At 33.6% G+C, this 25185-nt stretch carries 19 protein-coding genes; 6 read left to right on the forward strand and 13 right to left on the reverse strand.

Annotation, left to right across the window (positions count from 1 at the left end):
• Positions 1-85: 85 nt before the first annotated feature.
• Positions 86-1012, forward strand: a complete 927-nt coding sequence (locus VP395_RS06670) for a DUF3078 domain-containing protein (protein ID WP_346240977.1) — start codon at positions 86-88, stop codon at positions 1010-1012.
• A 61-nt stretch (positions 1013-1073) separates the two neighbouring features.
• Here the strand turns inward: VP395_RS06670 and VP395_RS06675 are convergent, their stop codons facing one another.
• Positions 1074-3323, reverse strand: coding sequence for a transglycosylase domain-containing protein (locus VP395_RS06675; RefSeq protein ID WP_346240978.1), 2250 nt, complete (start codon positions 3321-3323; stop codon positions 1074-1076).
• Between the two features lie 14 nt (positions 3324-3337).
• Positions 3338-4552 (reverse strand): GTPase HflX, encoded by a 1215-nt coding sequence (gene hflX / locus VP395_RS06680; protein ID WP_346241014.1) that lies wholly within the window; start codon positions 4550-4552, stop codon positions 3338-3340.
• 75 nt (positions 4553-4627) lie between these two features.
• On the opposite strand from hflX, the gene VP395_RS06685 reads away from it, so the two are divergent.
• Positions 4628-5596, forward strand: a complete 969-nt coding sequence (locus VP395_RS06685) for an endonuclease/exonuclease/phosphatase family protein (RefSeq protein WP_346240979.1) — start codon at positions 4628-4630, stop codon at positions 5594-5596.
• 122 nt (positions 5597-5718) lie between these two features.
• Here VP395_RS06685 and VP395_RS06690 read toward each other — a convergent pair whose 3' ends face one another.
• The 4 genes from VP395_RS06690 to VP395_RS06705 form a co-directional block, all read right to left on the reverse strand.
• On the reverse strand, positions 5719-6096 hold the full coding sequence (locus tag VP395_RS06690; protein WP_346240980.1) for a hypothetical protein: 378 nt from the start codon (positions 6094-6096) through the stop codon (positions 5719-5721).
• Positions 6097-6138: 42 nt separating this feature from the next.
• Positions 6139-6795 carry a DUF6843 domain-containing protein gene (locus VP395_RS06695; RefSeq protein ID WP_346240981.1) on the reverse strand — a complete coding sequence of 219 codons (657 nt, stop codon included), beginning with the start codon at positions 6793-6795 and terminating at the stop codon, positions 6139-6141.
• Between the two features lie 90 nt (positions 6796-6885).
• Positions 6886-8322 carry a DUF5689 domain-containing protein gene (locus VP395_RS06700; RefSeq protein WP_346240983.1) on the reverse strand — a complete coding sequence of 479 codons (1437 nt, stop codon included), beginning with the start codon at positions 8320-8322 and terminating at the stop codon, positions 6886-6888.
• A 12-nt stretch (positions 8323-8334) separates the two neighbouring features.
• Positions 8335-11160: a carboxypeptidase-like regulatory domain-containing protein gene (locus VP395_RS06705; protein WP_346240984.1), complete on the reverse strand. Its 2826-nt coding sequence runs from the start codon at positions 11158-11160 to the stop codon at positions 8335-8337.
• A gap of 181 nt (positions 11161-11341) precedes the next feature.
• On the opposite strand from VP395_RS06705, the gene VP395_RS06710 reads away from it, so the two are divergent.
• Complete coding sequence (locus VP395_RS06710; RefSeq protein ID WP_346240985.1) at positions 11342-12346, forward strand: endonuclease/exonuclease/phosphatase family protein; 1005 nt, start codon at positions 11342-11344, stop codon at positions 12344-12346.
• A 49-nt stretch (positions 12347-12395) separates the two neighbouring features.
• On the opposite strand, the gene VP395_RS06715 is transcribed toward VP395_RS06710, so the two are convergent.
• The 7 genes from VP395_RS06715 to VP395_RS06745 all read right to left on the reverse strand — a co-directional run bounded on the left by VP395_RS06715 (position 12396) and on the right by VP395_RS06745 (position 22654).
• Positions 12396-12833, reverse strand: a complete 438-nt coding sequence (locus VP395_RS06715) for a hypothetical protein (RefSeq protein ID WP_346240986.1) — start codon at positions 12831-12833, stop codon at positions 12396-12398.
• A gap of 106 nt (positions 12834-12939) precedes the next feature.
• Positions 12940-13227, reverse strand: coding sequence for a F0F1 ATP synthase subunit delta/epsilon (locus tag VP395_RS06720; RefSeq protein WP_346240987.1), 288 nt, complete (start codon positions 13225-13227; stop codon positions 12940-12942).
• Between the two features lie 51 nt (positions 13228-13278).
• Entirely contained in the window at positions 13279-14787 is a 1509-nt protein-coding gene (atpD, locus tag VP395_RS06725; protein WP_346240988.1) for a F0F1 ATP synthase subunit beta, read from the reverse strand.
• Positions 14788-15085: 298 nt separating this feature from the next.
• Positions 15086-17932, reverse strand: a complete 2847-nt coding sequence (locus tag VP395_RS06730) for a TonB-dependent receptor (protein WP_346240989.1) — start codon at positions 17930-17932, stop codon at positions 15086-15088.
• A 217-nt stretch (positions 17933-18149) separates the two neighbouring features.
• Positions 18150-19997, reverse strand: coding sequence for a glutamine--fructose-6-phosphate transaminase (isomerizing) (glmS, locus tag VP395_RS06735; protein WP_346240990.1), 1848 nt, complete (start codon positions 19995-19997; stop codon positions 18150-18152).
• A gap of 148 nt (positions 19998-20145) precedes the next feature.
• Entirely contained in the window at positions 20146-21819 is a 1674-nt protein-coding gene (gene bamH, locus VP395_RS06740) for a BamH family beta-barrel-assembly machinery protein (protein WP_346240991.1), read from the reverse strand.
• Between the two features lie 25 nt (positions 21820-21844).
• A complete protein-coding gene (locus VP395_RS06745; RefSeq protein ID WP_346240992.1) occupies positions 21845-22654 on the reverse strand; it encodes a glycogen/starch synthase in 810 nt (269 codons plus the stop codon).
• A 285-nt stretch (positions 22655-22939) separates the two neighbouring features.
• Here VP395_RS06745 and panC point away from each other — a divergent pair, with 285 nt between their 5' ends.
• The 3 genes from panC to VP395_RS06760 are packed head-to-tail and all read left to right on the forward strand — an operon-like array spanning position 22940 to position 25122.
• Positions 22940-23791: a pantoate--beta-alanine ligase gene (gene panC / locus VP395_RS06750; RefSeq protein ID WP_346240993.1), complete on the forward strand. Its 852-nt coding sequence runs from the start codon at positions 22940-22942 to the stop codon at positions 23789-23791.
• 13 nt (positions 23792-23804) lie between these two features.
• Positions 23805-24155: an aspartate 1-decarboxylase gene (gene panD, locus VP395_RS06755; RefSeq protein ID WP_346240994.1), complete on the forward strand. Its 351-nt coding sequence runs from the start codon at positions 23805-23807 to the stop codon at positions 24153-24155.
• 4 nt (positions 24156-24159) lie between these two features.
• Positions 24160-25122: a lysylphosphatidylglycerol synthase transmembrane domain-containing protein gene (locus tag VP395_RS06760; protein WP_346240995.1), complete on the forward strand. Its 963-nt coding sequence runs from the start codon at positions 24160-24162 to the stop codon at positions 25120-25122.
• The last annotated feature ends 63 nt before the right edge of the window (positions 25123-25185 follow it).

Genomic DNA, 25185 nt, shown 5'->3' on the forward strand with positions numbered 1-25185 from the left:
CTTAACATGTGTTGATTTTATGATATTTCTTGTGAATTACTAAATTAAAAATTATATTTAAACCTACCTCACAAACACTTCATAAATGAAAAAAACACTTTTATTTTTAGCATTGTGCATCGGTATTGCAACCGTAAACGCACAAACAAAAGAAGAACTTGAAGCTCAAAAATCCGAAAAACAAGCTGCTGCAAATGCTTTACAAGGCGAAGCAAATGCTTTACAAGCCAAAATAGATGCTTTATCAGGTTGGAGAGTTGGGGCTTTTGGTACTATTGGTGGTAGTTTATCAAACTTTAGTAAATGGTATGCCCAAGGTGCACCAAACAACTCGTCTGGTAACATTGGATTCACTCTTAATGGTCACGCTAACTTGATTCAAGAAAAATTCTTTTGGAGAAATGCCTTAACTACCAATTTAAATTGGGTTAAATTGAATAATAAAGACAATCCTGCGGATGATGATAGCTTCAAACCAACCACAGATGTTTTTAATATGTCATCGTTATACGGAAGAAACATTACAAAAACATTAGCTGCTTCGGGATTGATGGAATACAGAACGACGCTTTTAGACAACTTTAACGACCCAGGTTATTTAGATTTAGGTGTTGGTGCTACTTGGACACCTATTGATAATTTAATTGTTGTAATTCACCCATTAAACTACAACTTTGTATTTAGCGATGGTGATACTGTTTTTGAATCATCTCTTGGTTCTAAAATTGTAACTGATTATACAAGACAAATTGGTGCTATAAACTTTAAAACAAACTTATCTATGTTCCAAAGTTACAAAAGTGGCGACTACTCTAACTGGACTTGGAGTAATTCGTTTAGCTACACACTTTGGAAGATGATTGGTGTTGGTTTTGATTTTGGCTTAAGAAGCAATAAACAAGAAGCACTTAATTATGCATTAGCCCAAACACCCCCTAGTGCGACAGGTTTTGATGATGTAAATAACGATTTACAATCGTATTACACCATAGGTTTGAGTTATAAATTTTAAAAAACCAATCTTTATATAATAAAAATGCACATCAAGAGATGTGCATTTTTATTAATTATTTTTAACTGCCTTTAAATTTCCGTTGCTTCTTCTTCCTAGTAAAAAGCCTTTTAAAAAAGCCATCTCGTTTGGATTCTTCGCAGTTTAAATCAGAAACAACTTCATCTGAAGGCATTTCAAAATGACTTTTTGTAATGTTGTTATATCTATCATCAGCATTTAATTTCTTATAAAATTTTGCGAAAATTGGCAATGCAGAATTGGCACCCTGACCAATTCCTGTGGTCTTAAAACCTATGCTGTGATTATCATTGCCTACCCAAGTAAGCATTACTAAATTCGGAGTAATGCCTACAAACCAACCGTCTTTGTTATTTTGCGTTGTTCCTGTTTTTCCTGCAATATCGTTAGTTAAATTGTATGTGGTTCTTAATCTTGCTGCAGTTCCTTGGTTAACCGTCGATTTCATCATTTCAAGCATCACTTGCCTTGTATAATCATTAAAAGCAGGCTCTGATTCCTTTGGTTTAAACGACGCTATAACCTTACCATTCCTATCGGTTATTTTCGTAATGCAAAAAGGTTTAACAGACTTACTTTTATTTACATAACTGGCATAAGCACCTGTGAGTTCTTTTAAATTAATCTCTGTAACCCCTAAAGCTATAGAAGGCAATTTTGGTAATTCTTTTTTTATTCCCATTTTATTTGCCTGCTCTAAAACCTTATCAATTCCCACTTCATTTAACACTTTCACAGCAATGGTGTTTACTGAATTGCTCAAAGCCATTTCAAGATTATAATTGATATACGGGTCTTCACTCTCTGTGCCAGAATTAGTCGGTGTCCAATCATCATAATTACTATAAGTTACTTCTGCTAAGGAAAAATACGTGCAAGGTTTCATGCCATTTTCAATAGCTGCGGTATAAACAAAAGGTTTAAATGTTGACCCAACTTGTCTTTCACTTTGTGATACGTGGTCGTACTTAAAATAACGATAATCAATTCCTCCAATATAAGTTCTTATGGCACCCGTTTTAGGGTCGATGCCTAACATACCTGTATTTAAAAACTTTAGATAATGTTGCAAACTATCCAAAACACTCATGTTTTTAATGGTATCTCCTTTCCATTCAAACAATTCTATCTTATGCTTAACAGAAAGGGAATCTTGTATTTGAGCGTTGGTTAAACCTGCTTTTTTATATGACTTATACTTCGGAAGTACTTTAAAAGATGTTTCAATAACTTTTTTATTGGTTTTCCACGGCGCATATTTACCGTAAGAAATCTCAAAGTCTTTTTGCAAAACCGTTAAATGTTCTTTCACTGCATCTTCTGCCAATTGTTGCATCCCAACATCTAGCGTAGTATGTACTATGAGTCCATCACGGTACAAATCATAAGGTTCTCCATTTGGATTTTTAATAGTATCCAATATAGCTGCCAACTCTTTTTTAACTTGTTCTCTAAAATAAGGTGCTATGCCTACATCATGATTGAATGATTTATAATCTAATCCCAATGCTTGATTAACATAAAAATTAGCAGAATCTTGAGGTATGTTGCCATATTTGACCATTTGATTGAGCACTACATTACGCCTTTCTAAACTTCTTTCAGGATACAATCTAGGATTATAATAATTGTTTGCTTTTAACGTACCTATTAAAGTTGCAGCTTCTACTTCAGTAAGCTGAATGGCAGGTTTATTAAAAAATTTACGCGCAGCACTTTCAACCCCGTAAGTGTTATCAGAAAATGGGACCGTATTAAAATACATAGTAAGAATGTCTTCCTTTGAATAAATTGACTCAATTCGTTTCGCAATAATTGATTCTCGGAATTTATTTATCACCATGCTAAAGAACCTATAATTACTTCTGCCATATAAATTCTTTGCTAGTTGAAGCGTTATGGTGCTTCCTCCACCAGCAGATTTATCACGTAGAAGAATACTTTTTACAAACACACGCATCAAACTAACATTGTCGATACCATCATGTTCAAAAAAACGAATATCTTCAGTTGCTACTAAAGCATCAATGAGGTGTTTAGGAAAATCTTCAAACTGCAAAGGCTGTCTATCATAAATATAATATTTGCCTATTAATTGCCCATCTTTGTCTAGAACCTGAGTCGCTTCTTCTTGTTTTATGGAACTTAGCTCTGCGGCAGTTGGTACTTTACCAAAAAAACCTAAATAAATACTAATATAAAGTGCTAAAAAGAATAAAATAATTGAAGCAAAAACGATTAGCAACCACTTTATCAATTTCTTTTTAAGTATGCTTTTAATCAGCTTCATATTATCAGCACTTGCTATTTCATGTCCTCGTAGTCGGGGTACAAAAATTTATTATAAGGAAAACGGGTGATATGAATTTCACGAACCTCATCGTAAACCCGCTTTTTAAAATCTTCTAAATTCTCTTTATTTATTGCTGAAATAAACAACGCATTATTTCGTCCAACTTTACTCATCCAAGTGCTTTTCCATTCACTTAGCGTGTTGTGTTTTGAAGTTCTTTCAGTTTCTAAATCATCGGCATCTAATGGTTCTGGCTTATAGGCATCAATTTTATTAAACACCATAATAATAGGCTTATCGGCACTTTTAATTTCACCTAAAATCTTATTTACAGACTCGATGTGTTCTTCAAAATTAGGGTGCGAAATATCAACTACATGCAATAATAAATCGGCTTCTCTAACCTCATCAAGCGTCCCCTTAAAACTTTCAACTAATTGGGTTGGTAATTTTCTAATGAATCCAACCGTATCACTTAATAAAAATGGTAAATTTTGAATCACCACTTTTCTAACGGTCGTATCTAAAGTTGCAAACAATTTATTTTCGGCAAACACATCGCTTTTACTTATTACATTCATTAACGTCGATTTCCCAACATTAGTATAACCAACCAAAGCCACACGAACCATAGCACCACGATTACCACGTTGTACAGACATTTGCCTATCGATGGTTTTTAACTTCTCTTTAAGTAACGAAATTTTATCGCGAACAATACGTCTATCAGTTTCAATCTCTGTTTCACCAGGACCACGCATACCAATACCACCTTTTTGACGCTCAAGATGCGTCCACATACCTCTTAATCGAGGCAATAAATATTCGCATTGTGCCAACTCCACTTGCGTTCTAGCATAACTGGTTTGGGCACGTTGCGCAAAAATATCGAGTATTAAATTGGTTCTATCTAATACTTTACAATTTAAAATTTTGCTGATGTTGCGTTCTTGGGCAGATGATAATTCATCATCAAAAATAGCTGTACCCACTTCATGTTCTTCAATATACTTACGTACATCTTCTATTTTACCAGTTCCAATAAATGTTCTAGGGTCTGGTCTTTCCATTTTTTGGGTAAAACGTTTCACTACCTCGCCACCTGCTGTGTAGGTTAAAAACTCTAACTCATCTAAATATTCACGAGATTTAACTTCGTCTTGTTCCTTTGTAATAACCCCTATTAAAACGGCTTTTTCTAAAGTAATATCTTTCTTTTCTAACATAAAATAATCGTAATATGCAAAGTTACATAAATGCATCCACTTTAATTTTTATATTTTTAGTGTTTATTTTGACTTATGACCGACTTTCTTGAAGATATCCCTATTAGACACGATTTACAAACCGTCGCTTTTTATAATCTTGAAAACTTATTCGATATTTATGATGATTCGCGAACAAATGATAATGATTTTTTACCCATTAATGTTAAAAAATGGACGCCTAAACGCTATGACAATAAGCTTCGTAAATTAAGCTTTGCCATTTCTAACATTGGTAAAAAAGAAACGGGCAAACACCCTGCCATTGTAGGATTAGCAGAAGTTGAAAATGCCAAAGCAATTCAAGATTTAATAAACTATAAGCATTTAGAAACCTGCCATTACAACTATGTGCATTATGATTCTTTAGATGAACGTGGCATTGATGTGGCTTTAATTTATGACACCGCTGCTTTTGATGTTACACATTCGGAGGTTTTTAGAATACATTTAATTGATGAACAAGGCATGCCTGATTATACCAGAGATATTTTATTGGTTTCTGGCTTATTAGATGGTGAAACTATTCATGTAATTGTAAACCATTGGTCTTCTAGACGCGAAGGCGAAAAAGAAACCGAGCCCAAACGTATGGCTTCATCAAATAAAGTGGCTGAAATTATTAGCAATTTACGTTTGGAAAATGCTGAGGCTAAAATTATTGTTATGGGTGATTTTAACGACGACCCTTCTAGCAAGAGTATTAAAAATTTAGTTGAAGTAGCAAACCTTTTCAACCCTATGAATACGTTGCGTTCTTTTAGCAGAGGCACCACCATGCACAACCGCCAGTGGAATTTATTTGACCAAATTATAGTCTCCACTAACTTTTTTGAAAGTACGCCAAATAAGTTTGAATTTGACACTGCCAATATTTTTGACGAAGACTTTTTAAAACTTTTTAAAGGCAAGTTTAAAGGGACTCCATTTAGAACCTATATTGGTAAAAAATACCAGGGAGGTTATAGCGACCACTTTCCGGTATATGCTATTTTTAAGAAGTGATGGTTACGTCATTGCGAGGCACGAAGCCATCTGTTGTTCTGTAAAGAAATGAAATAATTTCAATTAATAAGATTACTTCAGTCGTACCTCCTTCGTAATGACGAATAGGTACATGGAACAGTTTATACTGCTTGAAAAAGTATAAAAGTTAACCCTAAAGCAACAACTGGCAACAATAAAAGCAACCAAATATTATACATTGGTTTTGTTTTTTTATTCATTTTAGTATTTATCATCATACGCCTTTTGCCAGTGTACTGCATCCAGTTTTTAAAAAACAGAAACCCTGTAACCAAAATAAAAAGCGTCCATGCTTTTTCCTTACTCATGGTAGTCATGTTCATCTGATTAAAAAATTTTGCAAAGAAAACGCCTAAAAGCAATAATAACGCACATTGCAACACAGACACATAAGCTATGGCAATGCTGATAGATTTTTGTTTGTATTTGGGCTTGAAATAGGTAAAAATATTGTAGAATAGGATGTCGAAGGTGTTCATTTTTTGAAGTGGTTACAACTCAGTTTTTATTGAGTACAGTTTTTATTTACATTTTTCAATTCTACTGCGAACAATTGAGTCGAATTTCAAAATCGTATCTCGCAAAACTTGAAATTCCGAAAAATGAACTGTTAAAGGTGATTCAGATGAAAAACCACCGTTTGGCATTTCACCAGGGAAATTACCAGAAGCACTAAATCCAATTCCGGGAACATTTTTAGTTCCGTTTTTATAGTTTTCGAATTGTTCAAATTTTATTCTTTTGCCATTTCTGTCAACTGAATAGTATTCGTGATCAATTATACCGCTTTCAAATTTGTATTTTACAAAGAGAATTCCATCATTAGGAATTTCCAAAATCTTTCTTCCATTTTCAATTTTCGGTTCTATCCCACAATCCAGTCCATAAATTATTTTAACTTTTCCAGTGTAATTTTCTGAAATTAAATAGGTTTCTGGTTCTATCGTATTAATTTTTGTCCAAATTGGCCAAAATATTATTATTGATACTATAGTTCCTAAAATCCAAAAAAGTTTGATTTTGAGTCTTCTCTTAACAACCAATATTAAAATAATTCCTATTATATAAACCGGCAATCCAATAATTACAAAGAATGCCATAAAGGTCAATCCGAATGCTCCAATTAGTAAAAGTGCAATTCCAATGTAGAAAAGTATATAGTTAGTTCTTTGGTTCATTAAAATGGCACACAACTTCTAGTATGTGGATAAATATACTCATTATCACCTAAATATTCCGATATAATAAAAATGATGATTCCCTAAATCTTACGGCCCATAATCCACACTAACCTCATCCAATTCATAAACCCCATCAAAGGCTTCTTGCCCACTTCCTGTGTATTTAAACGCAATGTGCATGGTTCCGGTAGCGCAGGATAAATCTACATTACCTGAATTAAACCATGGCACAAACGAATCGGAATCTTTTACTACGTACGCCGCAGATAATATGCCCCAAGTGGCCGATTTAATATTTGCCAGTGTACCATCCCAATTTAAAGAATACAATACTTCCATAAAACTACTATCGGCTAAACTGTTGGATGTTTTAAACCTTAGCGTTACGCCATTTTTCCCATTTAAATTAATGGTTGGTGTAATTAACCAAGCAATATTGCTTACATCTCCAGAGCTGGCAGTTTGTACCCTTGCCGAACGCCCTAAAGACGCATTGGATGATGTAGAAGAAAATGCTTCCCAACCTTCGGTTCCTGCTTCAATATAATTGGTCCATCCGTTGCCGGTTATTAGTCTATTATTCACTTGAGTTTCAAAATTTTCATAAAACAGATTGGTGGTTCCAAAGTTGGCTGCTAGTCCACAATTCAGTTCTAACGGGTCGCAACGTTGCGGGTTGTCAAAATTAATATCTATGGTACTATTAATCATCAGCACATTAAAATCATCACCAAAATCTCTACCAAAAATGCCCTGGATTGTGCCTTTCCCTTGCGGAACGGGCAGCGATTTAAAATCGGAAAACGTACTGGTTTGCATCAAAATAGACACTCTGTTATCGCAACTTTCTAAAATGCGAAATCCATCAAACTCATCGGTACTTTCGCCTGCATAGGTGGAAGCCAAATCAAACCGATTCACTTGCATATTATTTAATTGAATCAGGGTATTTTCGTCTTTATCAGTCAAATCCTGAATATTGGCAATTTTAGGAGTTAGTGTTACTACTTCGGTGCCTCTTTTAATAATATTACGATATTCGGATGCCTGAATTTGTTTCACCCTATTAGAATCTCCTTTACCAACAGCTATCACACCGTTAGATAAGCCTATAGTTAAGCCATTCATTTTTACATACACCTTTCTACCAACTTCAAATGTGTTATACAAACTACTTGCGTTTATTTCTATTTTAAGTCCTAATCGTGGGTCGTTATCGGGATTACTGTCATCCATTTTGTTTTGAATGATTAATTCTTCAAAAAAATTACCGCCTTTGTCACTAGAAACAACATAGCCTTCAATGTATAAATTTTGTTCATCTCTAATTAAAACCGTGGCATTTCCACCATTAACGGCTTGTTCATAGCGCTCTACAATAGCTTTAAAAGTGGTGATGCTACTTGCTGGAATATTAGGCTCTTTGATAGTTGTATCTGGAACCGAATAGTCATCATCTTGTACACAAGCCGTAAAGCTGATGGCTATTGAAACACCTATTAGAAATTTACTTATGTTATTCATACTACCGTTATTTTAAAATCTATAATTCACATTTACAAAATAGGTAGCGCCTCTGCCATACCAGTATTTTGAACCAAAAACAGGTTTGTTCAATGCTTTATCGTCTCTTAACTCTCTAAAATTGGCGTTTCTGGATTGCTCAAATCCGCCCGTTTTATACACTTCATCCAATAGATTATTTACGCTTACAAACGACCCTATATACTTATCTTTTATACGCCACGATTTACCACCCGTAAGGTTTATAACCATATAATCATCAAAACGTTCTTGTTTTAATAATGCTTTAGCAAGTGTTTGATCATAATCATTAAAAGACTGCCCATCAACATCCGTATTAAAATTTGAACTTCTGGTTAACGGACTGATATCTATATAGGTATTACTAAAAAAGTTGGCCGTGGCACCAAACCACCAATAATCGGGATCGCGGTATTCAAAACCCAAAGAATACGCTGTATGCGGACCAGCAGCCAATTTGTAATTTTTTAAATTAGATTTTCCTAAATATACATTGGTAAAATCCTCGGACGACAAATACAAATTAGGGTTGTTATCATAGGTAAATTGTCCCATAGCCAAAGCGCCTTTTAATTTAATGGTAGTTGTAACTTGTGCCTCAATACCCAATTCTGCACCAAAATGTTTCTTTTCAACACCTTGTAGAATCTCTTGTACAAAATTTGCATCTTCTTTAAACTCGTTTTCAGCAAACGCATTGATGGCACCTATACCATCGGCAAAGAAAAATGAGATTTCGTTTGCATCTTTTATTTTGGTGTAATATCCTGTAAGTTTAGCATTTACAATTGATGACCTAAAAATATAACTGGCGTCTATACTTGTAATTTTTTCTTCGGAAATATTCGGGACTATATTGTGATTCTCTCTGGAATTGGAATAGGTATTTTGAATAGATGGCGCTTTTGAAATATATCCCACATTAACATCAAACACATGTTTACCCGAAATTTTATAAGTAGTGCCTGCTTTAGCTCCAGAACCTAGAAAGTTTATTTTTTTACCTTTTCCGAATGATTGATTTCCCGGAAACGAGCCATTTTCATAAATACCTTCACGTTGAGAACTCGTGCTCGTTATACTTCCTGCCACATAAAAATCAATCTTATTGTATTTGAATTGCAATTGAGCATACCCGATAATAACTTCTGCATTAAAATTGTAATTGTATTTAAAGGTATCGCCTACACCAACAATTCTGTTTGGGTTTAATAAATCGTTTTGAATCGCTTCGGGATTATTCTCGAAATCATTAGCATATCCATCAACATCTAAATATCCTGTGGCTCCGAGTAAATCAAGTACCTTTGCATAATTTTCAGACTTTAACGATTTATAATTTATAGAGCCATTAAATAAAACATGTTCATTAATTTGGGAATTCATTGTAGAATTAAACGTTACTTGTTTATCATCCACTCTATCTTCATACAACGCATAAACAGCATTGCCACCGTTTACTGTATTGCTAATATTGGCACTATACAAATCGTTCCAATTAATCTGCCCTTTATTTAAAAACTCTTGTTGTGCTATATAAGCAAAACCCAAATCGTTTGGAAAATTGCGCTCAAAATAACTGGGCAATTTTTGATAATAGGTGGCGCTTGGATTAGAGCCTCCACCTTCAGGAAATCCATTTACTAAATCGGTGCCATTATAATCGAGTCGACTATTTCCTTGTTTTCCGAATTGGTAAGCTACTGTATTATTTAGTGATGTTTTTTTTGTAACATCCCAAAAATGACTCAAAATAAGAATAGGTTCATCAACGTCTTTTATTCTAGAATTACGTTTTTTACCTTCTTGCCAACCCCAATATTCATTGTACTTAATCCCTTTTAAATCGTAAACTTCTTGGGTATTTGGTGATGACTTTCCACGTCTGTTTGGTGCATAAATCCCAGTAAAATTGAAACTGTGTTTATCGTTTAATTTTTTTTCTACGGAAGTAAAAAAAGAATTGGATTCATAAATTGTGGCATCCTGATAGCCTTCGTTACCCCAGCGTCTGCCCAAAGAAATAGCGAATGCCCAATCGTTTTTCAATAGCCCAGACGCATAACTTGCCATCAATCTGTTTGTATAACTTCGATTGGACGATGAATAGGTAATACGACCGCCGCTTCTATAATCAGAAGCTCTAGTATTTATATTTGTTGAACCTAAAACACCACCAAAATTATAATTTGAAGGTGTTAACCCTGAAGTGAGCTCTTGGTTTCGAAACACATCGTTTAGTCCGCCCCAATTACTCCATTGTGGTCGCCCATTAAACAGTTTGTTCATCTCAATACCATTTATTAAAACAGAACCGTTATCGGAATCTAACCCGCGCATTCTAAAAAAAGACGAACTAAACTCGAAAGCTGCGGTGCGTTGAAACACATCGAGCGACGATTGCAGTATCCCAGAAATATTATCGATACCCCCAATATCATCATCCAATTCATCATCCGAGAGCATAATGGTAAATAAGTCATGAGATTCTGAAAGGTCTTCTTCCAAAGTCATATCCGAAATATCGACTATCTTAAACTCATTTACTACAATTGGAAATCTTTTGGTAATAAAGCCTTCTTTTGAAATTCTTAAAATTTGTTCACCCAATGGAACATCTTCTTTAAATATAAACGCCCCATCTGTATTTGTTTGAGTAGATTGATTGGTTTCTTCAATAGTTATAATAACATTAGCAATAGGCTGAAAATTAACCCCATCATTTACACTTCCTTTAATAATGGTTTGTTGCGCCGATGCAATTAAAACAGTGCATATACCGAAGATAAAAAACAACAACTTTTTAATTCGCTTCATTTAAATATGTTACTTTATTGATGCTTAATATATTATTCGATAAACTAATTTACATTTTTTTCCAATTAATATTTATTTTTGGACTAACTTTTGTAAGAAAATAATTTACACCTTAATTTATTTATAAATGAACCCCTTAAAGTTTTTAATCTTAATGCTATTTTCATGTTCCTGGTTGAACATGAATGCACAAGAAAAAAAATTGTATAAAATACATACTATTGCTTTTTACAACTTAGAAAACTTGTTTGACACCATTAACGACCCAACTAAATTTGATGAGTCGAGCCCTATAATGGAATTGAAAACAAACAGAGCTGAAGTTTATAAAAGAAAGGTAAAAAACATGGCACGTGTTATGGCAGATATTGGATTGGAAGTAACAAACAATTCGCCTGCCATACTTGGCATCTGTGAAGTTGAAAACCGCGAAGTAATTGAAGATGTAATAAATGATTCTCTATTGCGAGATAAAAACTATGGTATTATTCACTACCCGTCACCCGACATCAGAGGGATTGATGTTGCTTTATTATATCAAAAAAAATTATTTAAACCCATTAGTACTAGTAGCCATGAATTAAAAATTTATGATGTAAATTCCAGAAACCGAATTTACACCAGAGATCAATTGCTAGTGAGTGGAGAGTTGGAAGGAGATTTAATCCACATTATTGTCAATCACTGGCCTTCAAGAAGCGGTGGCGATGAGAAAAGTGCACCCAACCGAAAAGCGGCTGCCAAATTAAGTAAACGCTTGGTAGATTCTCTACAAGTGATAAATCCCTACGCCAAAATTTTTATAATGGGTGATTTGAATGATAACCCAACAGACCCAAGTATTAAAGATGGTTTAAAAACTGAAAAGAATAAAAACAAAGTAGGCTTAAAAGGTATTTACAATCCTTATGAGAATTACTTTAAAGATGGTTTGGGCACAACAGCCTATAGAGATGCTTGGAGTTTATTTGATCAAATAATGATAACAAAACCATTACTTGAAAAAGATTTTACGTCGTTTCGATATTATAAGGCTAATATTTACAACAAAAATTATTTAATAGATAAATCTAGCACCTATAAAGGGTATCCGAAACGCAGCTTTTCGTATAGCGGATTTACGGATGGTTTTAGCGACCATTTTCCGGTTTATATATATGTAATTAAAGAAGTAAATACAGAATAAAAATTTTATCGTAAATAAAAAATGCGACTTTAAAAGTCGCATTTTTTATTTACGATAACCAGATACTCCAAGGAATTCTTGATAAAAACAATACTAAAGCAATGGTATAAAAAATAGCTATTGGTTTTAATTTTGCTTTTGAAGTCAACTTCTTTTTATGTTTAGAATAACCAATAGTAATTAAAGCAACAGCTATAATATTTACTAACGGATGTTCCACCAAATACAATCGTGTAAGTGAATTTTTCATAACCTCAGCACCTAACTGGCTCCATAATTCAAATTTAGGAGACACAAAATACAATATCAATCCAATTAATAATTGAATATGTGATACTATTAAAGTAAATAACGATATTCTAAAATCTTTAGCTTGGTATTCTTTATCACCAAATACTTTTATTAAGGCATTTACAACAGCAATAATTAAAATTAAAAGTACAATATAAGCCCAATAAGAATGGAGTGTTAATACAACATCAGACATGAATTAAATAATTTAAAATTTATAATAACAAATGTAGCAATTTAAAATATAAAAAAACCGCCTCAATTGAAGCGGTTTAATATTATATAAATAATTAAGATAGTGTTTAGTCTACTAAAACAATTACTTTATTATCTTTCATTTCAATAGTTCCAGAATTGATTTTTAGGGTCAATACTTTGGCATCACCTTTACTTGGTAATATTTCTGGGTGAAGGCCATTTAAAACTAAATCGTTTTGTGTATGAATTTTAATGATTCCATCTTTTAAAAGCGACACAATAGAAGCGTGGTCTTTTAAAATTTGAAATTCACCATTTACGCCAGGAAGTACAACAGATTCAATTTCTGAACTAAATAAAGTAGCTTCTGGTGATACAATTTCTAAATACATAATTTTTATAATTGATAATTGATAATTGTCAATTGATAATTATCAATTGAATTATGCTTCCGCTAACATTTTTTCTCCAGCTTCCATAGCTTCTTCAATGGTACCTTTAAGGTTGAACGCTGCTTCTGGTAAGTGATCTAATTCACCATCCATAATCATGTTAAATCCTTTAATAGTTTCTTTAATGTCAACTAAAACACCAGGGATACCAGTAAATTGCTCAGCTACGTGGAATGGTTGAGATAAGAAACGTTGAACACGTCTTGCTCTACCTACAGCCATTTTATCTTCTTCAGACAACTCTTCCATACCAAGAATGGCAATAATATCTTGTAATTCTTTATAACGTTGTAATAACTCTTTTACTCTTTGAGCACAAGCATAATGATCTTTACCTAAAATATCGGCAGTTAAAATTCTAGAAGTAGAATCTAACGGATCTACCGCAGGATAAATACCTAACTCAGCAATTTTACGAGATAATACCGTAGTTGCATCTAAGTGGGCAAACGTTGTTGCAGGCGCAGGATCTGTTAAATCATCCGCAGGTACGTAAACCGCTTGTACCGATGTAATAGAACCTCTTTTTGTTGATGTGATACGCTCTTGCATCGCACCCATCTCAGTTGCTAAAGTTGGTTGGTAACCTACCGCAGAAGGCATACGACCTAAAAGTGCAGATACCTCAGAACCAGCTTGTGTAAAACGGAAAATGTTATCTACGAAGAAAAGTACATCTTTTCCTTGTCCCTCACCAGCACCATCACGAAAATATTCAGCAATAGTTAAACCAGATAAAGCAACACGTGCACGTGCTCCTGGTGGCTCGTTCATTTGTCCGAATACGAAAGTAGCTTTAGATTCTTTCATCTTAGCTTTATCAACTTTAGATAAATCCCATCCGCCATCTTCCATAGAATGCATGAAATCATCACCATAACGGATAATTCCAGACTCTAACATCTCTCTTAAAAGGTCATTTCCTTCACGAGTTCTTTCTCCTACACCAGCAAATACTGATAATCCACCGTGACCTTTTGCTATATTGTTAATCAACTCTTGGATTAATACTGTTTTACCTACACCAGCACCACCAAATAAACCAATTTTACCACCTTTTGCATAAGGCTCAATCAAATCGATTACTTTAATACCTGTAAATAAAACTTCAGTAGAAGTTGATAAATCTTCAAATTTAGGAGCTTGACGGTGAATTGGTAACCCAGCTTCTCCAGCTTTAGGCAAATCTCCAAGACCATCAATAGCATCACCAATTACATTAAACAAACGTCCGTAAACAGCATCACCAATAGGCATTTGTATAGGCGCTCCAGTTGCAACAACCTCAGTACCTCTGCTTAAACCATCTGAGGAGTCCATAGCAATAGTACGCACGGTATCTTCACCAATGTGAGACTGTACTTCTAGTACTAATAAAGAACCATCTGGTCTTTTAATTTCTAATGAATCATAAATTTTTGGAAGTTCAGAACCAGCACCGAATTCAACATCGATAACCGGACCTACTATTTGTGCAACCTTACCTGTAACTTTAGCCATTACTTATGTGTTTAATATTATGCGTTTTAATTGAATGAAAACACTTTTAGTTTCCGCGTGCAAAGATAATTTTTTTAATTTAAAATGAAAGTTGTTTTTTAAGCTTTTTTATAATAATAAAACGCCTTGAATTTCAAGGCGTTTATACTGTTCTTTAAATTAATTTAATGATGGACAATAATTTATTTGGCAACCTCCTGCTTTTGAAACATTTCCAGAAGCTGTAAATTAAAACCAAATGCTTCGATAGCTTCAAATGTGGTAGTTGCAAATAAGCCGGTATTCATTAAATATTATTTTATAAGTTATTAATTGTCCATGACAAATAGTACATAGAACCGATAAGTCCAGTACCAAAGGCTGTGGCGTAGTCATCTCCTAAAAGATTGGTTGCACCTACTTTAAAAGATGATTTTAAACTTGGTATCCTATAATTCATTTGAGCATCAATAACGTGGTATGCAGGAATTTGTCCGTCGCCAAAGCTTGATTCCCATAAATATGTATCACTCCATCTCCAAGCTATATTAAATCCAAAATTTTTGAATAATTCGGTATGTCCAAAAGTAGCTTTTACCTTATGCTCTGCGGTATTAAAGCTTGGTCTAAAATTAGGATTTGCTATTTTATCAAATTCAAAGTTTGAATAAGTATAATTTGTTCCTAAATCAAAATTACCAAGTACTTTTGTGTTAATGGCAATAGCCCCTCCATAAGAGTTAACATTTGTTTCTGAATTTGTATAGGTTTGATATCTGGCAAAATCATTGTTTCTAAGTGCCGCAAGTATTAATTGTGTATCTTGGTTTAGTCCCGCAACCGAAGCTGGGTTTTGAGGGTTGAATCCTGTTAAATCAAAATTGGCATTGTTACCATAATGCGTTGCAACTACCGATTCATTCGCAATAAAATCTTTATAGGTATTATAGTAAGCACTAAAGTCCAAAATGACCTTATTTAGTTTTCCCCTGTAGCCGACCTCGAAAGAAGTTACCTGTTCAGGTTTTACGTAATTAGGGTTTCCAATAAATTCACTTCCATTATTACTAGGATTGTGAGTGGCAAGACCTGTTGCAATAGAAGCTGCCATAGAATTAGTATAGGCGGCAGATCCTGCTTGATTAAGTGTAGCTGGTTGACCTAAAAAGTTTTGAGCAAATTGGCTATTTGAATAAGGTCTAACAAATCGATCACCAATATCATTGGCACCTCCAATTAAAGTACCTAACCCTGTTACTAAACCTATATATAAATCCTGTGTATTGGGGTTTCTAAATCCTGTTTGGTATGACGCTCTAATATTATGGTTTTCTTTTTCACCTAGCGTGTAGCCTGCAGAAATTCTTGGAGAAAAGAATCCGTCAAATAATTCAGATTTATCATAGCGTATAGAGCCTGTCAATTTTAGATGCTCCATTATTGTTTTTTGTACCTGAGTATAAACACCAATTTCAGAATATGGTATAGCGCCATCGGCGTCTGCGTAAATAGTCCCAAAAGAATTTAATTTATATGTTCTATAAGAACCACCAATTTGAATATCGGCAACATCAGTTAAATGACTAAAATTGTAATTGGCATCAGCATGATATATTTTAGAATTATCTTTTATTTTAGATCCAGTTAAAAAACTTGTGTCATTAGTCACAGTGTCGAATGCGTTTTGGAATTCCGGAGTTCCTGGTTCTAATCTCCCAGTTTCTGCAAACTGTCTGCTTATAGCATGTGCCTGTGCATCGGTGGCTCCAACAGATTTAGATTGCACATAAGCGCCTGCATATTCTCCAAACCAAGTTTGATGAGGTTTCCATGCTGCAAGTAAATTTGGCCCAGCAACATCCATAACATAGGTATCTCCTGCTTTGTCTGATGTAATGTAACCTCGCAAAAAGAAATTCTTGTTCTTAATTTCTAATTTGTGCTGTTGCATAGAAAAATTGTCTATTCTGTAACGTTGGGCCCCTTGATAAATTGTTGACCCTGTACCTACTTTACCTACATAAGCAATTTCAAAATTGTCTGCCCATGGTCTAAAATATAATCCCCAATCCGCTTTTACGCTTTCTGCATTATAATCGGTTAAATCGCGTTCAGCATATCCTGTTCTACTAACAAAAGTAGATGGAACTAAAGCACTAGCTCCCAAAGGTATTCTACCTAAAGCCTCCAATCCCAAAGCCGCATCTTTTATATTAAATCTAACATTATCGCCATATATGTTAACACCATCATAATCAACATTAGAAGCTCTAGTAGCACCTGGCATATTTTTGTCACTATAATCGGTTGCATACCAATCGGTTCCTTTTAAGTAACCAAAATTAACTTTTGCAGCAAAGGTATTGCTGAATTTATGGGCGGCCCTAATACCAAAATCGGTGTAAGCATTATTTCCAGCCGCTTCTTGTGAAGTAATTCCTCGTTTCACATATCCACTTAAACCAGGAAAGTCAAATGGATTTTTACTCTGCATGAATAAAATGCCATTAAAGGCATTTGCGCCATATAAAGCAGATGCTGCTCCTGGCAATAATTCAATATTTTGCACATCAGTTTCAGTCATACCAAGTAAATTTCCTAATGGGAAATTAAGCGCTGGAGCAGAATTATCCATACCGTCAACCAATTGCATAAATCGATTGTTTCCAAAAGCAGCAAAACCTCTTGTATTAATAGATTTAAAGGTTAAACTGTTTGTATTTACATCTACGCCTTTCATGGTTTCTAATCCGCCATAAAAATCGGCAGAAGCCGTGTTTTTGATTTCTTTTAATCCGAAACGCTCTACAGTTACCGGCGACTCAAAAATGCGTTCGGGGGTTCTTGAAGCAGAAATAACCACTTCATCTAATGAGGTCCCTTCTTTGAGGATAAAATTTAATTTTTGATAATTGGAGGTCACTTGTATGATCATTGTTTCAAAACCAACACTACTTGCCTGGACATTAAATGGTGGTTTTTGACTATAATTCAACAGGAAGTTTCCGTCAAAATCTGTAACGGTACCTGTAGAGGTTCCTGAGACAATAATATTTGCACCAGGAACGGGCTGGTTATTATCATCTACAACAGAACCTGAAATTGTTGTTTGTGAATGTGCAAAGCCATAAAAAAACAACAGAAAAAATGGGAGAATTGTTTTCATTTAGTATTAATTAGTTTTAAGGTTTAGTTCATAAATACATAAATATTCTATAATATTTAGGAATAAATGTACAAAAAAATTATGCACGCATAGTAAAATTTAACAAAAAAAAGTGCAATACACTGATTTATCCGTAAAAAAATACCCTATAAACGAAAAAAGTCATGATTAAGGCTTAATCATGACTTTTTTTATCGTAATTTAAAAGTTGCTTTAATTATTCAACAGTAACAGACTTTGCCAAGTTACGAGGTTGATCTACATTTTTACCTAATAATACTGCTATGTGGTATGATAGTAGCTGAAGTGGAATAGTAGTTAATAAAGGAGATAAGGATTCCAACGTATCTGGAACTTCAATAACATGGTCTGCAAGATCTCTAACTTGGGTGTCACCTTCGGTAACAATTCCAATAATCTTACCCTTTCTAGATTTTATTTCCTGAATGTTGCTTACTACTTTTTCATAATGCCCCTTTTTAGTTGCGATAACAACAATTGGCATGTTTTCGTCAATTAATGCAATAGGGCCATGTTTCATCTCCGCAGCTGGATAACCTTCAGCGTGGATATATGAAATTTCCTTTAATTTTAAAGCACCTTCTAGTGCTACTGGAAAATTAAAACCTCTACCTAAATATAAACAGTTTCGCGAATTTTTGTAAATGTCTGCAATCATCTTAATATGCGCATCCGATTCAAGTGCCTCCTCAACTTTTTTCGGTATCAACTCCAACTCTAATAAATGTTGTCTGAAGTCCGAACTACTAATAGTCCCTTTGGCTCTTGCTAAACGCAATGCCATTAATGTTAAAACAGTAATTTGTGTCGTAAATGCTTTTGTTGAAGCTACACCAATTTCTGGTCCCGCATGTGTATAAGCTCCGGCATCAGCTTCTCTTGCAATAGATGAACCAACTACATTACAAACACCAAAAACAAAGGCTCCTTTAGATTTTGCCAACTTTATAGCTGCTAGGGTATCGGCGGTTTCTCCAGATTGTGAAATTGCAATTACAACATCATTTTCTCCTATTACTGGGTTTCTATACCTAAACTCTGAAGCATATTCTACTTCAACAGGTATTCTTGCTAAATCTTCAAAAATATACTCGGCTACTAAACCTGCGTGCCATGAGGTGCCACAAGCTACTATTATGATGCGATTGGCATTGAGGAATCTTTTCATATTATCTTCAACACCAGCCATTTTTATAATAGCTTCGTTTCTTAAAAGTCGCCCTCTGTAAGTATCGGTAATAGCTTTTGGCTGCTCATGTATTTCCTTTAGCATAAAATGTTCATAACCACCTTTTTCAATTTGCTCCAAATTCATTTGAAGTTCTTGAACATAAGCAGGTACTATAGAATCATCTTTAATTTTCCTAACTTTAATGCCTTTATGGAATCTTATAATTGCCATTTCTTCATCTTCTAAATAAATAGCATTTTTGGTATATTCTAAAAAAGGAGAGGCGTCACTTGCAATAAAAAATTCATCTTCACCAACACCAACTGCTAGCGGACTACCTAAGCGGGCAATAACAATTTCTTCTGGCTTTGTTTTATCAAAAACAGCAATAGCATAAGCTCCAACTACTTGATTTAATGCAATTTGAACCGCTTTCCCAAGCTTTACGTTTTCTTGGTTTTTTACATCTTCAATTAAATTTATTAAAACTTCGGTATCAGTATCTGATTTAAATGTAAACCCTCTTGAAATTAATTCTTGCTTTAAAGACTCATAATTTTCAATAATACCATTGTGAATAATAACTAAATCGCCAGAATTAGAAAGATGCGGGTGTGAATTAACATCATTTGGAACACCGTGGGTTGCCCATCGTGTATGACCAATTCCTATATTACCGTGTTTGGTTATTTCCTTTTGGGCACGTTCTTCTAAATCTGAAACTTTCCCTTTTGTTTTAGAAACTTTAAGGTCTGTACCATCAAAAAGGGCAATACCTGCACTATCGTAACCGCGATACTCTAATCGCTTAAGTCCTTCAATTATAATTGGATAAGCCTCTCTAGTTCCTATATATCCTACAATTCCACACATAATTTATTTTTTTTTGATTTTGGGGTTTTAATTCAAAGCAAATATGTAAAATAAATACTAATGAATGATAATTATTATATGAAGTCCTTATTTTATACGATGAAGTTCATTTTTCTTTAGTAAGAAACAACTTCATTATAAGGGTAAATTATTTAGGCTCCGTAAAAAATATCTTTAATTTCATTTTTCTATTATTAGGAACTGTTGAGCTAGTTCCATGCAAAATAGTCCCTCTTGGTGTTATTATAGATGTAGCAGGTATTGATGTTACCTCATCTACACTATTTAAAATTTTAGCACTATTGATTTGGTTAACATTACTAGATAACACCAAACCAATTTTTGTATTGGTAGAATCCCTAAGCAAAATATTATTTAAATGCTCGGTTAAATGAATTTTATATTTTGAAATACCTGCATCGTTTTTTTTACGTTGTCCTAAATGAAAAAATGCTGAATTATAAGGGTCGGTGCTACTTAATGTAGGATCATAGTCGTAATCAATAAGCTGTATATTGTTTTCTATGTCGTAGGCATAAAGTCTGTCGTATTTATGCAAATCAGCAATACCACCATCTTGAAGTGTTTCATCTTCAAAAACAATTAATTGAGCATCGTTTATTAGGCGTTTTAAAATATAGTTACCGTTACTGTCTTTCTTATAGTCGCCGTTCCCAAGAGGCGTTCTGTATGTATCTAAAAATTCTTTTAAAGCATTGTCTCCACTAAACAAATCTACAACAGCCATTGAGCCTTCGGCACCTTTTAAATACAGCTTTTCATCACCTGTAATTTGATTACCGTCTTGTAATGGTACAGAACTGTAATCATTAATAAAAGTATTTAGAATATTACCGGTAAATCTTAAAACATAGGAGGCTTGGGTTCTTTCATTAGCCACGGTGGAATCTTTTGAATAATAAATAGTAATATTAGCATTGGTAGACGCTAAATTTAACAAAACCATACTTCCATTACCGCTAACAGCTTCTGCTTTAAAGTATAAACCTCTAAAATAATTTTTAAAATTACTGGCACTACTTAATACAGCATCACCTTCTTTATCTAATATAGCTGCTTTCCAAAAAGCAATATCTAAATTTTTTCTTAAAGCAGGCACAGACAGTGTTGTAACGGCATCAGCTGTTCCTTTATTTGTAATAGTTTTAGTTGGGTTGCTACTAGGAGTAATAGTGTTTTCAAACATTATAGCTCCTTTTTGTTCATCAAAATTTATTACAGATGTACCATTTAAAGCAAAATTATCGGTTGCGTTGATACTGCGGTTTGCTTTTGAATAATAATTTTGTTTTTGGTCTAAACTTCCGCTTGGATCGAAATCTCTTAAGAAATAATTATTTTGATAAATAGTTAATTTAAAAGGCTTGATATCTTCATTCGGTTTTTTGCCGTATAAAGAGTCTAGAATGGTGTAAGTGGCATTGCCATCGTTATCCGCTCCTGTAATTCTATTAAAATACGGGATGGTTAAAATAACAGAATCAATAACAGGATTATCACCAAAATCTGGACTATTTGTAGTTGGTGTTATTTGTGTTATAATACTGGCTATAGTTTGTCCATACGCTGGGTCGTTATAAACACCCAATAGGTTTGAAGACAAACCGTTAATTTGCACGGAATCGAGTATTTTGTTGTAAGCTGCTATTTGAAAGCTTGTGGTGTCGGTTTCAAAATTTAAATTCTTATCTCCCAACACATCGCTTTCAAGAACCGAAAAATCTTTATCGCAAGCAATAAAAGATGAAAAAATAAATATAAAAACTACAGGTAATTTAAGGGCTTTAATGGTCTTCTTCATATATATTGAAATGAATGTAAATAGGTTAGCTTAAAACGCTGGTATTAAAAAATGTTTTGTAGGCTTCACCAAATTCATCTTTACTTTTGTATTCTAAAACGGGCTTATTTGACGCTTTTAAATAGGTTTCTAAATCTTTTGGAATATTTTCCGACCCTACTATTAAAGCATCAGAATAATCAATAGCAATTTTCATTAAGTTAACATACGACGGTTCTTCAAGAACTTTAATAGCATCTTCATTAAGATTGTCAAATTTAACTTTATTAAACATATCATTGTTTAACGTATTGTTAAAACTTTGATTGTATACTGAAGTAACTATTTTACTATCGGTAAACAAAGGCTCGTCTTTATAGTATTCTTTAAGGTAAATTGGTAATAAGGAGGCTAACCACCCATGAACGTGAATAATATCTGGCGACCAATTTAATTTCTTAACCGTTTCAATAACGCCTTTCGCAAAAAAAATAGCCCGCTCGTCGTTATCGCCAAATAAATTACCATCTTCATCTGTTAAGGTTGCTTTTCTTTTAAAGTATTCATCATTATCAATAAAATAAACCTGAATACGCTCTTTTGGAATAGATGCTACCTTAATAATAAGAGGCATATCCAAATCATTTATCACTAAATTTATCCCAGATAGCCTAATAACTTCATGTAATTGGTGCCTGCGTTCGTTTATATTGCCGTATCTAGGCATGAAAATTCTAATTTGGCCACCTTGTTGATTTACCAATCTTGGTGCTTCAAAAGACATTGAAGAAATTTCAGTTTCTGGTAAATAGGGTACTACTTCAGATGATACATATAATATCCTCTTATCTTTCATGTGTCTTTATTTATTGTTTTATTTCGGTCACATGTTGCTTCCATACAATCATTTCATCGAGTATCGAAATCTCGTTAAGGAAGTTTCATGTGTTAGTATTTATTGCTTTTTATAGTTTTTATACAACCAACCATTAATCATTTATTTTGTAAGAAATTTCAAAATACCCGTCGTATAAATGTGTTTCTTTCGGAAAATCGAAATAAAAAACACGCAAAAGTACAAAAATTTATGCAGATTGGTTGTAAAATCTTAAGTTTGCACCCGTTAATTTTATATTAAAAAGTGAAGGTTTACACAGAAAAACAACAATTTGTAGCTACAATTAATGCTTTTAAAGAAAAAAAGCAAACTTTAGGACTGGTCCCTACCATGGGTGCATTGCATAAAGGCCACTTAGCTTTGGTTAAAAAAGCACTTAAAAGCAATGATAAGGTTGTAGTTAGTATTTTTGTTAACCCAACGCAATTTGACAATAAAGAAGATTTAATAAAATACCCCAGAACCTTAGAGCGTGATGTTGAATTGCTTAAAACTGTTAGTAAAGAAAATATCTTGGTTTATGCCCCTTCTGTTAATGATATTTACGAAGGAAATATCATGTCTGAAACTTTTGATTTTGATGGTTTAGAGCTTCAAATGGAAGGCAAGTTTAGAACCGGCCATTTTGATGGTGTGGGCACCATTGTAAAGCGCTTATTCGACATTATAAAACCTAATAAAGCTTATTTTGGCGAAAAAGATTTTCAACAATTAGCTATTATAAAAAAGTTAGTCGAAAAACATCGCATCCCTGTCATTATTGTACCATGCCCTATATATAGAGAAGTATCTGGCTTAGCAATGAGTTCGCGCAATACCCGACTAAAACCAGACTATAAAGCAGCAGCCTCTTTTATTTATAAAATATTAACAACTGCCAAAGAGTATTTTGGCACAAAAAGTGCGCAAGAAGTATCAAAATGGGTTGAAAAACAGTTTTTAACACATGACTTATTAAAGCTAGAATACTTCATTATTGCTGATACTTCTACTTTAAAAACAGTAAAACGTAAAACAAAAAACAAAAAATACAGAGCTTTTATTGCCGTGTATGCTGATGATGTTAGACTCATTGACAATATCGCTCTAAATTAATTATCTTTGCCACATGCAAATACAAGTAGTAAAATCTAAAATTCACAGAGTAAAATGTACCGGTGCAGAACTAAACTACATAGGTAGTATTACTATTGATGAAGATTTAATGGAAGCAGCCAATATAATACAAGGTGAAAAAGTTCAAATTGTAAATAACGACAATGGCGAACGTTTAGAAACCTATTGTATTCCGGGACCTAGAAATACTGGTGAAATTACACTAAATGGTGCTGCCGCCAGAAAAGTTTCGGTGGGCGATACTTTAATATTAATTACTTATGCTTTTATGGGTATTGAAGAAGCTAAAGTTTTTAAACCATCTTTAGTCTTTCCAGATGAAGCTACTAACCTGTTAAAATAAAGGTTTGAACCAAAGTATAAAAAAAACACTAAAAATCATACTCCCACTATTACTGGGAGTTTTTTTAGTTTGGTATTCTTTACAAAACGTTCCTTTAGAAATAATTTTTGAATATTGGAATAAAGCAGATAAATTCTGGGTTTTTCTAGGCGTTTTTCTTGGTTTGTTGAGTCATTTATCTCGTGCGTATAGATGGCGTTTTCAGCTAGAACCATTGGGATACGATATTAAATTTGGAAATAGTGTGATGGCCGTATTTGCTACCTATTTAATAAATTACACCATTCCCAGAGCAGGTGAAGTAGCCAGGGCGTCTATACTTACAAATTACGAAGGGGTGCCTTTTGAAAAAGGTTTTGGAACTATTGTATCCGAGCGTATCGCAGATTTACTAGTAATGTTCAGTATCATACTTATTACACTATTTCTTCAATTCGACTTCATTTATGGATTTTTTATTGAAAAATTTAATCCTGTTAAAATAGTTTCAGCATTAGTAGCAGTAACTATCTTAATTATTGCTTTTTTCAGATTTATAAAAAAAAGCAAATCTAAGTTCGCATTAAAAGCACGGAGCTTTATAAACGGCTTAATTGAAGGTGCGTTAAGCGTTTTCAAAATGAAAAAAAAGTGGGCTTTTATTTTTCACACACTGTTTATTTGGGCTATGTACTTACTTATGTTTTACGTAACATCGTTAGCCATACAAGATTTAGAAGGCATTTCTTCTGGAGCTATTTTGATAGGGTTTATTTCTGCAAGCTTTAGTATAGCTGCAACCAATGGCGGCATTGGTTCTTACCCTATAGCAGTTTTTGCTGCATTTGCTATTTTCGGGATAGAAAAAGATCCTAGTTATGCTTTTGGTTGGATTATGTGGGCGTCTCAAACACTTATGATTATTATTTTTGGAGGCTTATCCCTTATTTACTTACCTATTTACAATAGAAATAAGACTAAAGATTAAAGACTCAAAATCAACTTTTTTTAGTTTTAACTAATTTCATACCTTGCATTAAAATCTCAAATC

The organism is Mariniflexile soesokkakense, assembly GCF_039650365.1.
Taxonomy (GTDB): Bacteria; Bacteroidota; Bacteroidia; order Flavobacteriales; family Flavobacteriaceae; genus Mariniflexile; species Mariniflexile soesokkakense.

What these genes read in the sequence shown, in the direction of transcription:
- VP395_RS06670 (WP_346240977.1), top strand. Translation starts at nt 86, where the DNA reads ATGAAAAAAACACTTTTATTTTTAGCATTGTGCATCGGTATTGCAACC.
- VP395_RS06695 (WP_346240981.1), bottom strand. Translation starts at nt 6,795, where the DNA reads ATGAACCAAAGAACTAACTATATACTTTTCTACATTGGAATTGCACTT.
- atpD (WP_346240988.1), bottom strand. Translation starts at nt 14,787, where the DNA reads ATGGCTAAAGTTACAGGTAAGGTTGCACAAATAGTAGGTCCGGTTATC.
- VP395_RS06690 (WP_346240980.1), bottom strand. Translation starts at nt 6,096, where the DNA reads ATGAACACCTTCGACATCCTATTCTACAATATTTTTACCTATTTCAAG.
- VP395_RS06720 (WP_346240987.1), bottom strand. Translation starts at nt 13,227, where the DNA reads ATGTATTTAGAAATTGTATCACCAGAAGCTACTTTATTTAGTTCAGAA.
- glmS (WP_346240990.1), bottom strand. Translation starts at nt 19,997, where the DNA reads ATGTGTGGAATTGTAGGATATATAGGAACTAGAGAGGCTTATCCAATT.
- hflX (WP_346241014.1), bottom strand. Translation starts at nt 4,552, where the DNA reads ATGTTAGAAAAGAAAGATATTACTTTAGAAAAAGCCGTTTTAATAGGG.
- VP395_RS06700 (WP_346240983.1), bottom strand. Translation starts at nt 8,322, where the DNA reads ATGAATAACATAAGTAAATTTCTAATAGGTGTTTCAATAGCCATCAGC.
- VP395_RS06715 (WP_346240986.1), bottom strand. Translation starts at nt 12,833, where the DNA reads ATGTCTGATGTTGTATTAACACTCCATTCTTATTGGGCTTATATTGTA.
- bamH (WP_346240991.1), bottom strand. Translation starts at nt 21,819, where the DNA reads ATGAAGAAGACCATTAAAGCCCTTAAATTACCTGTAGTTTTTATATTT.
- VP395_RS06730 (WP_346240989.1), bottom strand. Translation starts at nt 17,932, where the DNA reads ATGAAAACAATTCTCCCATTTTTTCTGTTGTTTTTTTATGGCTTTGCA.
- VP395_RS06685 (WP_346240979.1), top strand. Translation starts at nt 4,628, where the DNA reads ATGACCGACTTTCTTGAAGATATCCCTATTAGACACGATTTACAAACC.
- panD (WP_346240994.1), top strand. Translation starts at nt 23,805, where the DNA reads ATGCAAATACAAGTAGTAAAATCTAAAATTCACAGAGTAAAATGTACC.
- VP395_RS06710 (WP_346240985.1), top strand. Translation starts at nt 11,342, where the DNA reads ATGAATGCACAAGAAAAAAAATTGTATAAAATACATACTATTGCTTTT.
- VP395_RS06745 (WP_346240992.1), bottom strand. Translation starts at nt 22,654, where the DNA reads ATGAAAGATAAGAGGATATTATATGTATCATCTGAAGTAGTACCCTAT.
- VP395_RS06705 (WP_346240984.1), bottom strand. Translation starts at nt 11,160, where the DNA reads ATGAAGCGAATTAAAAAGTTGTTGTTTTTTATCTTCGGTATATGCACT.
- VP395_RS06675 (WP_346240978.1), bottom strand. Translation starts at nt 3,323, where the DNA reads ATGAAGCTGATTAAAAGCATACTTAAAAAGAAATTGATAAAGTGGTTG.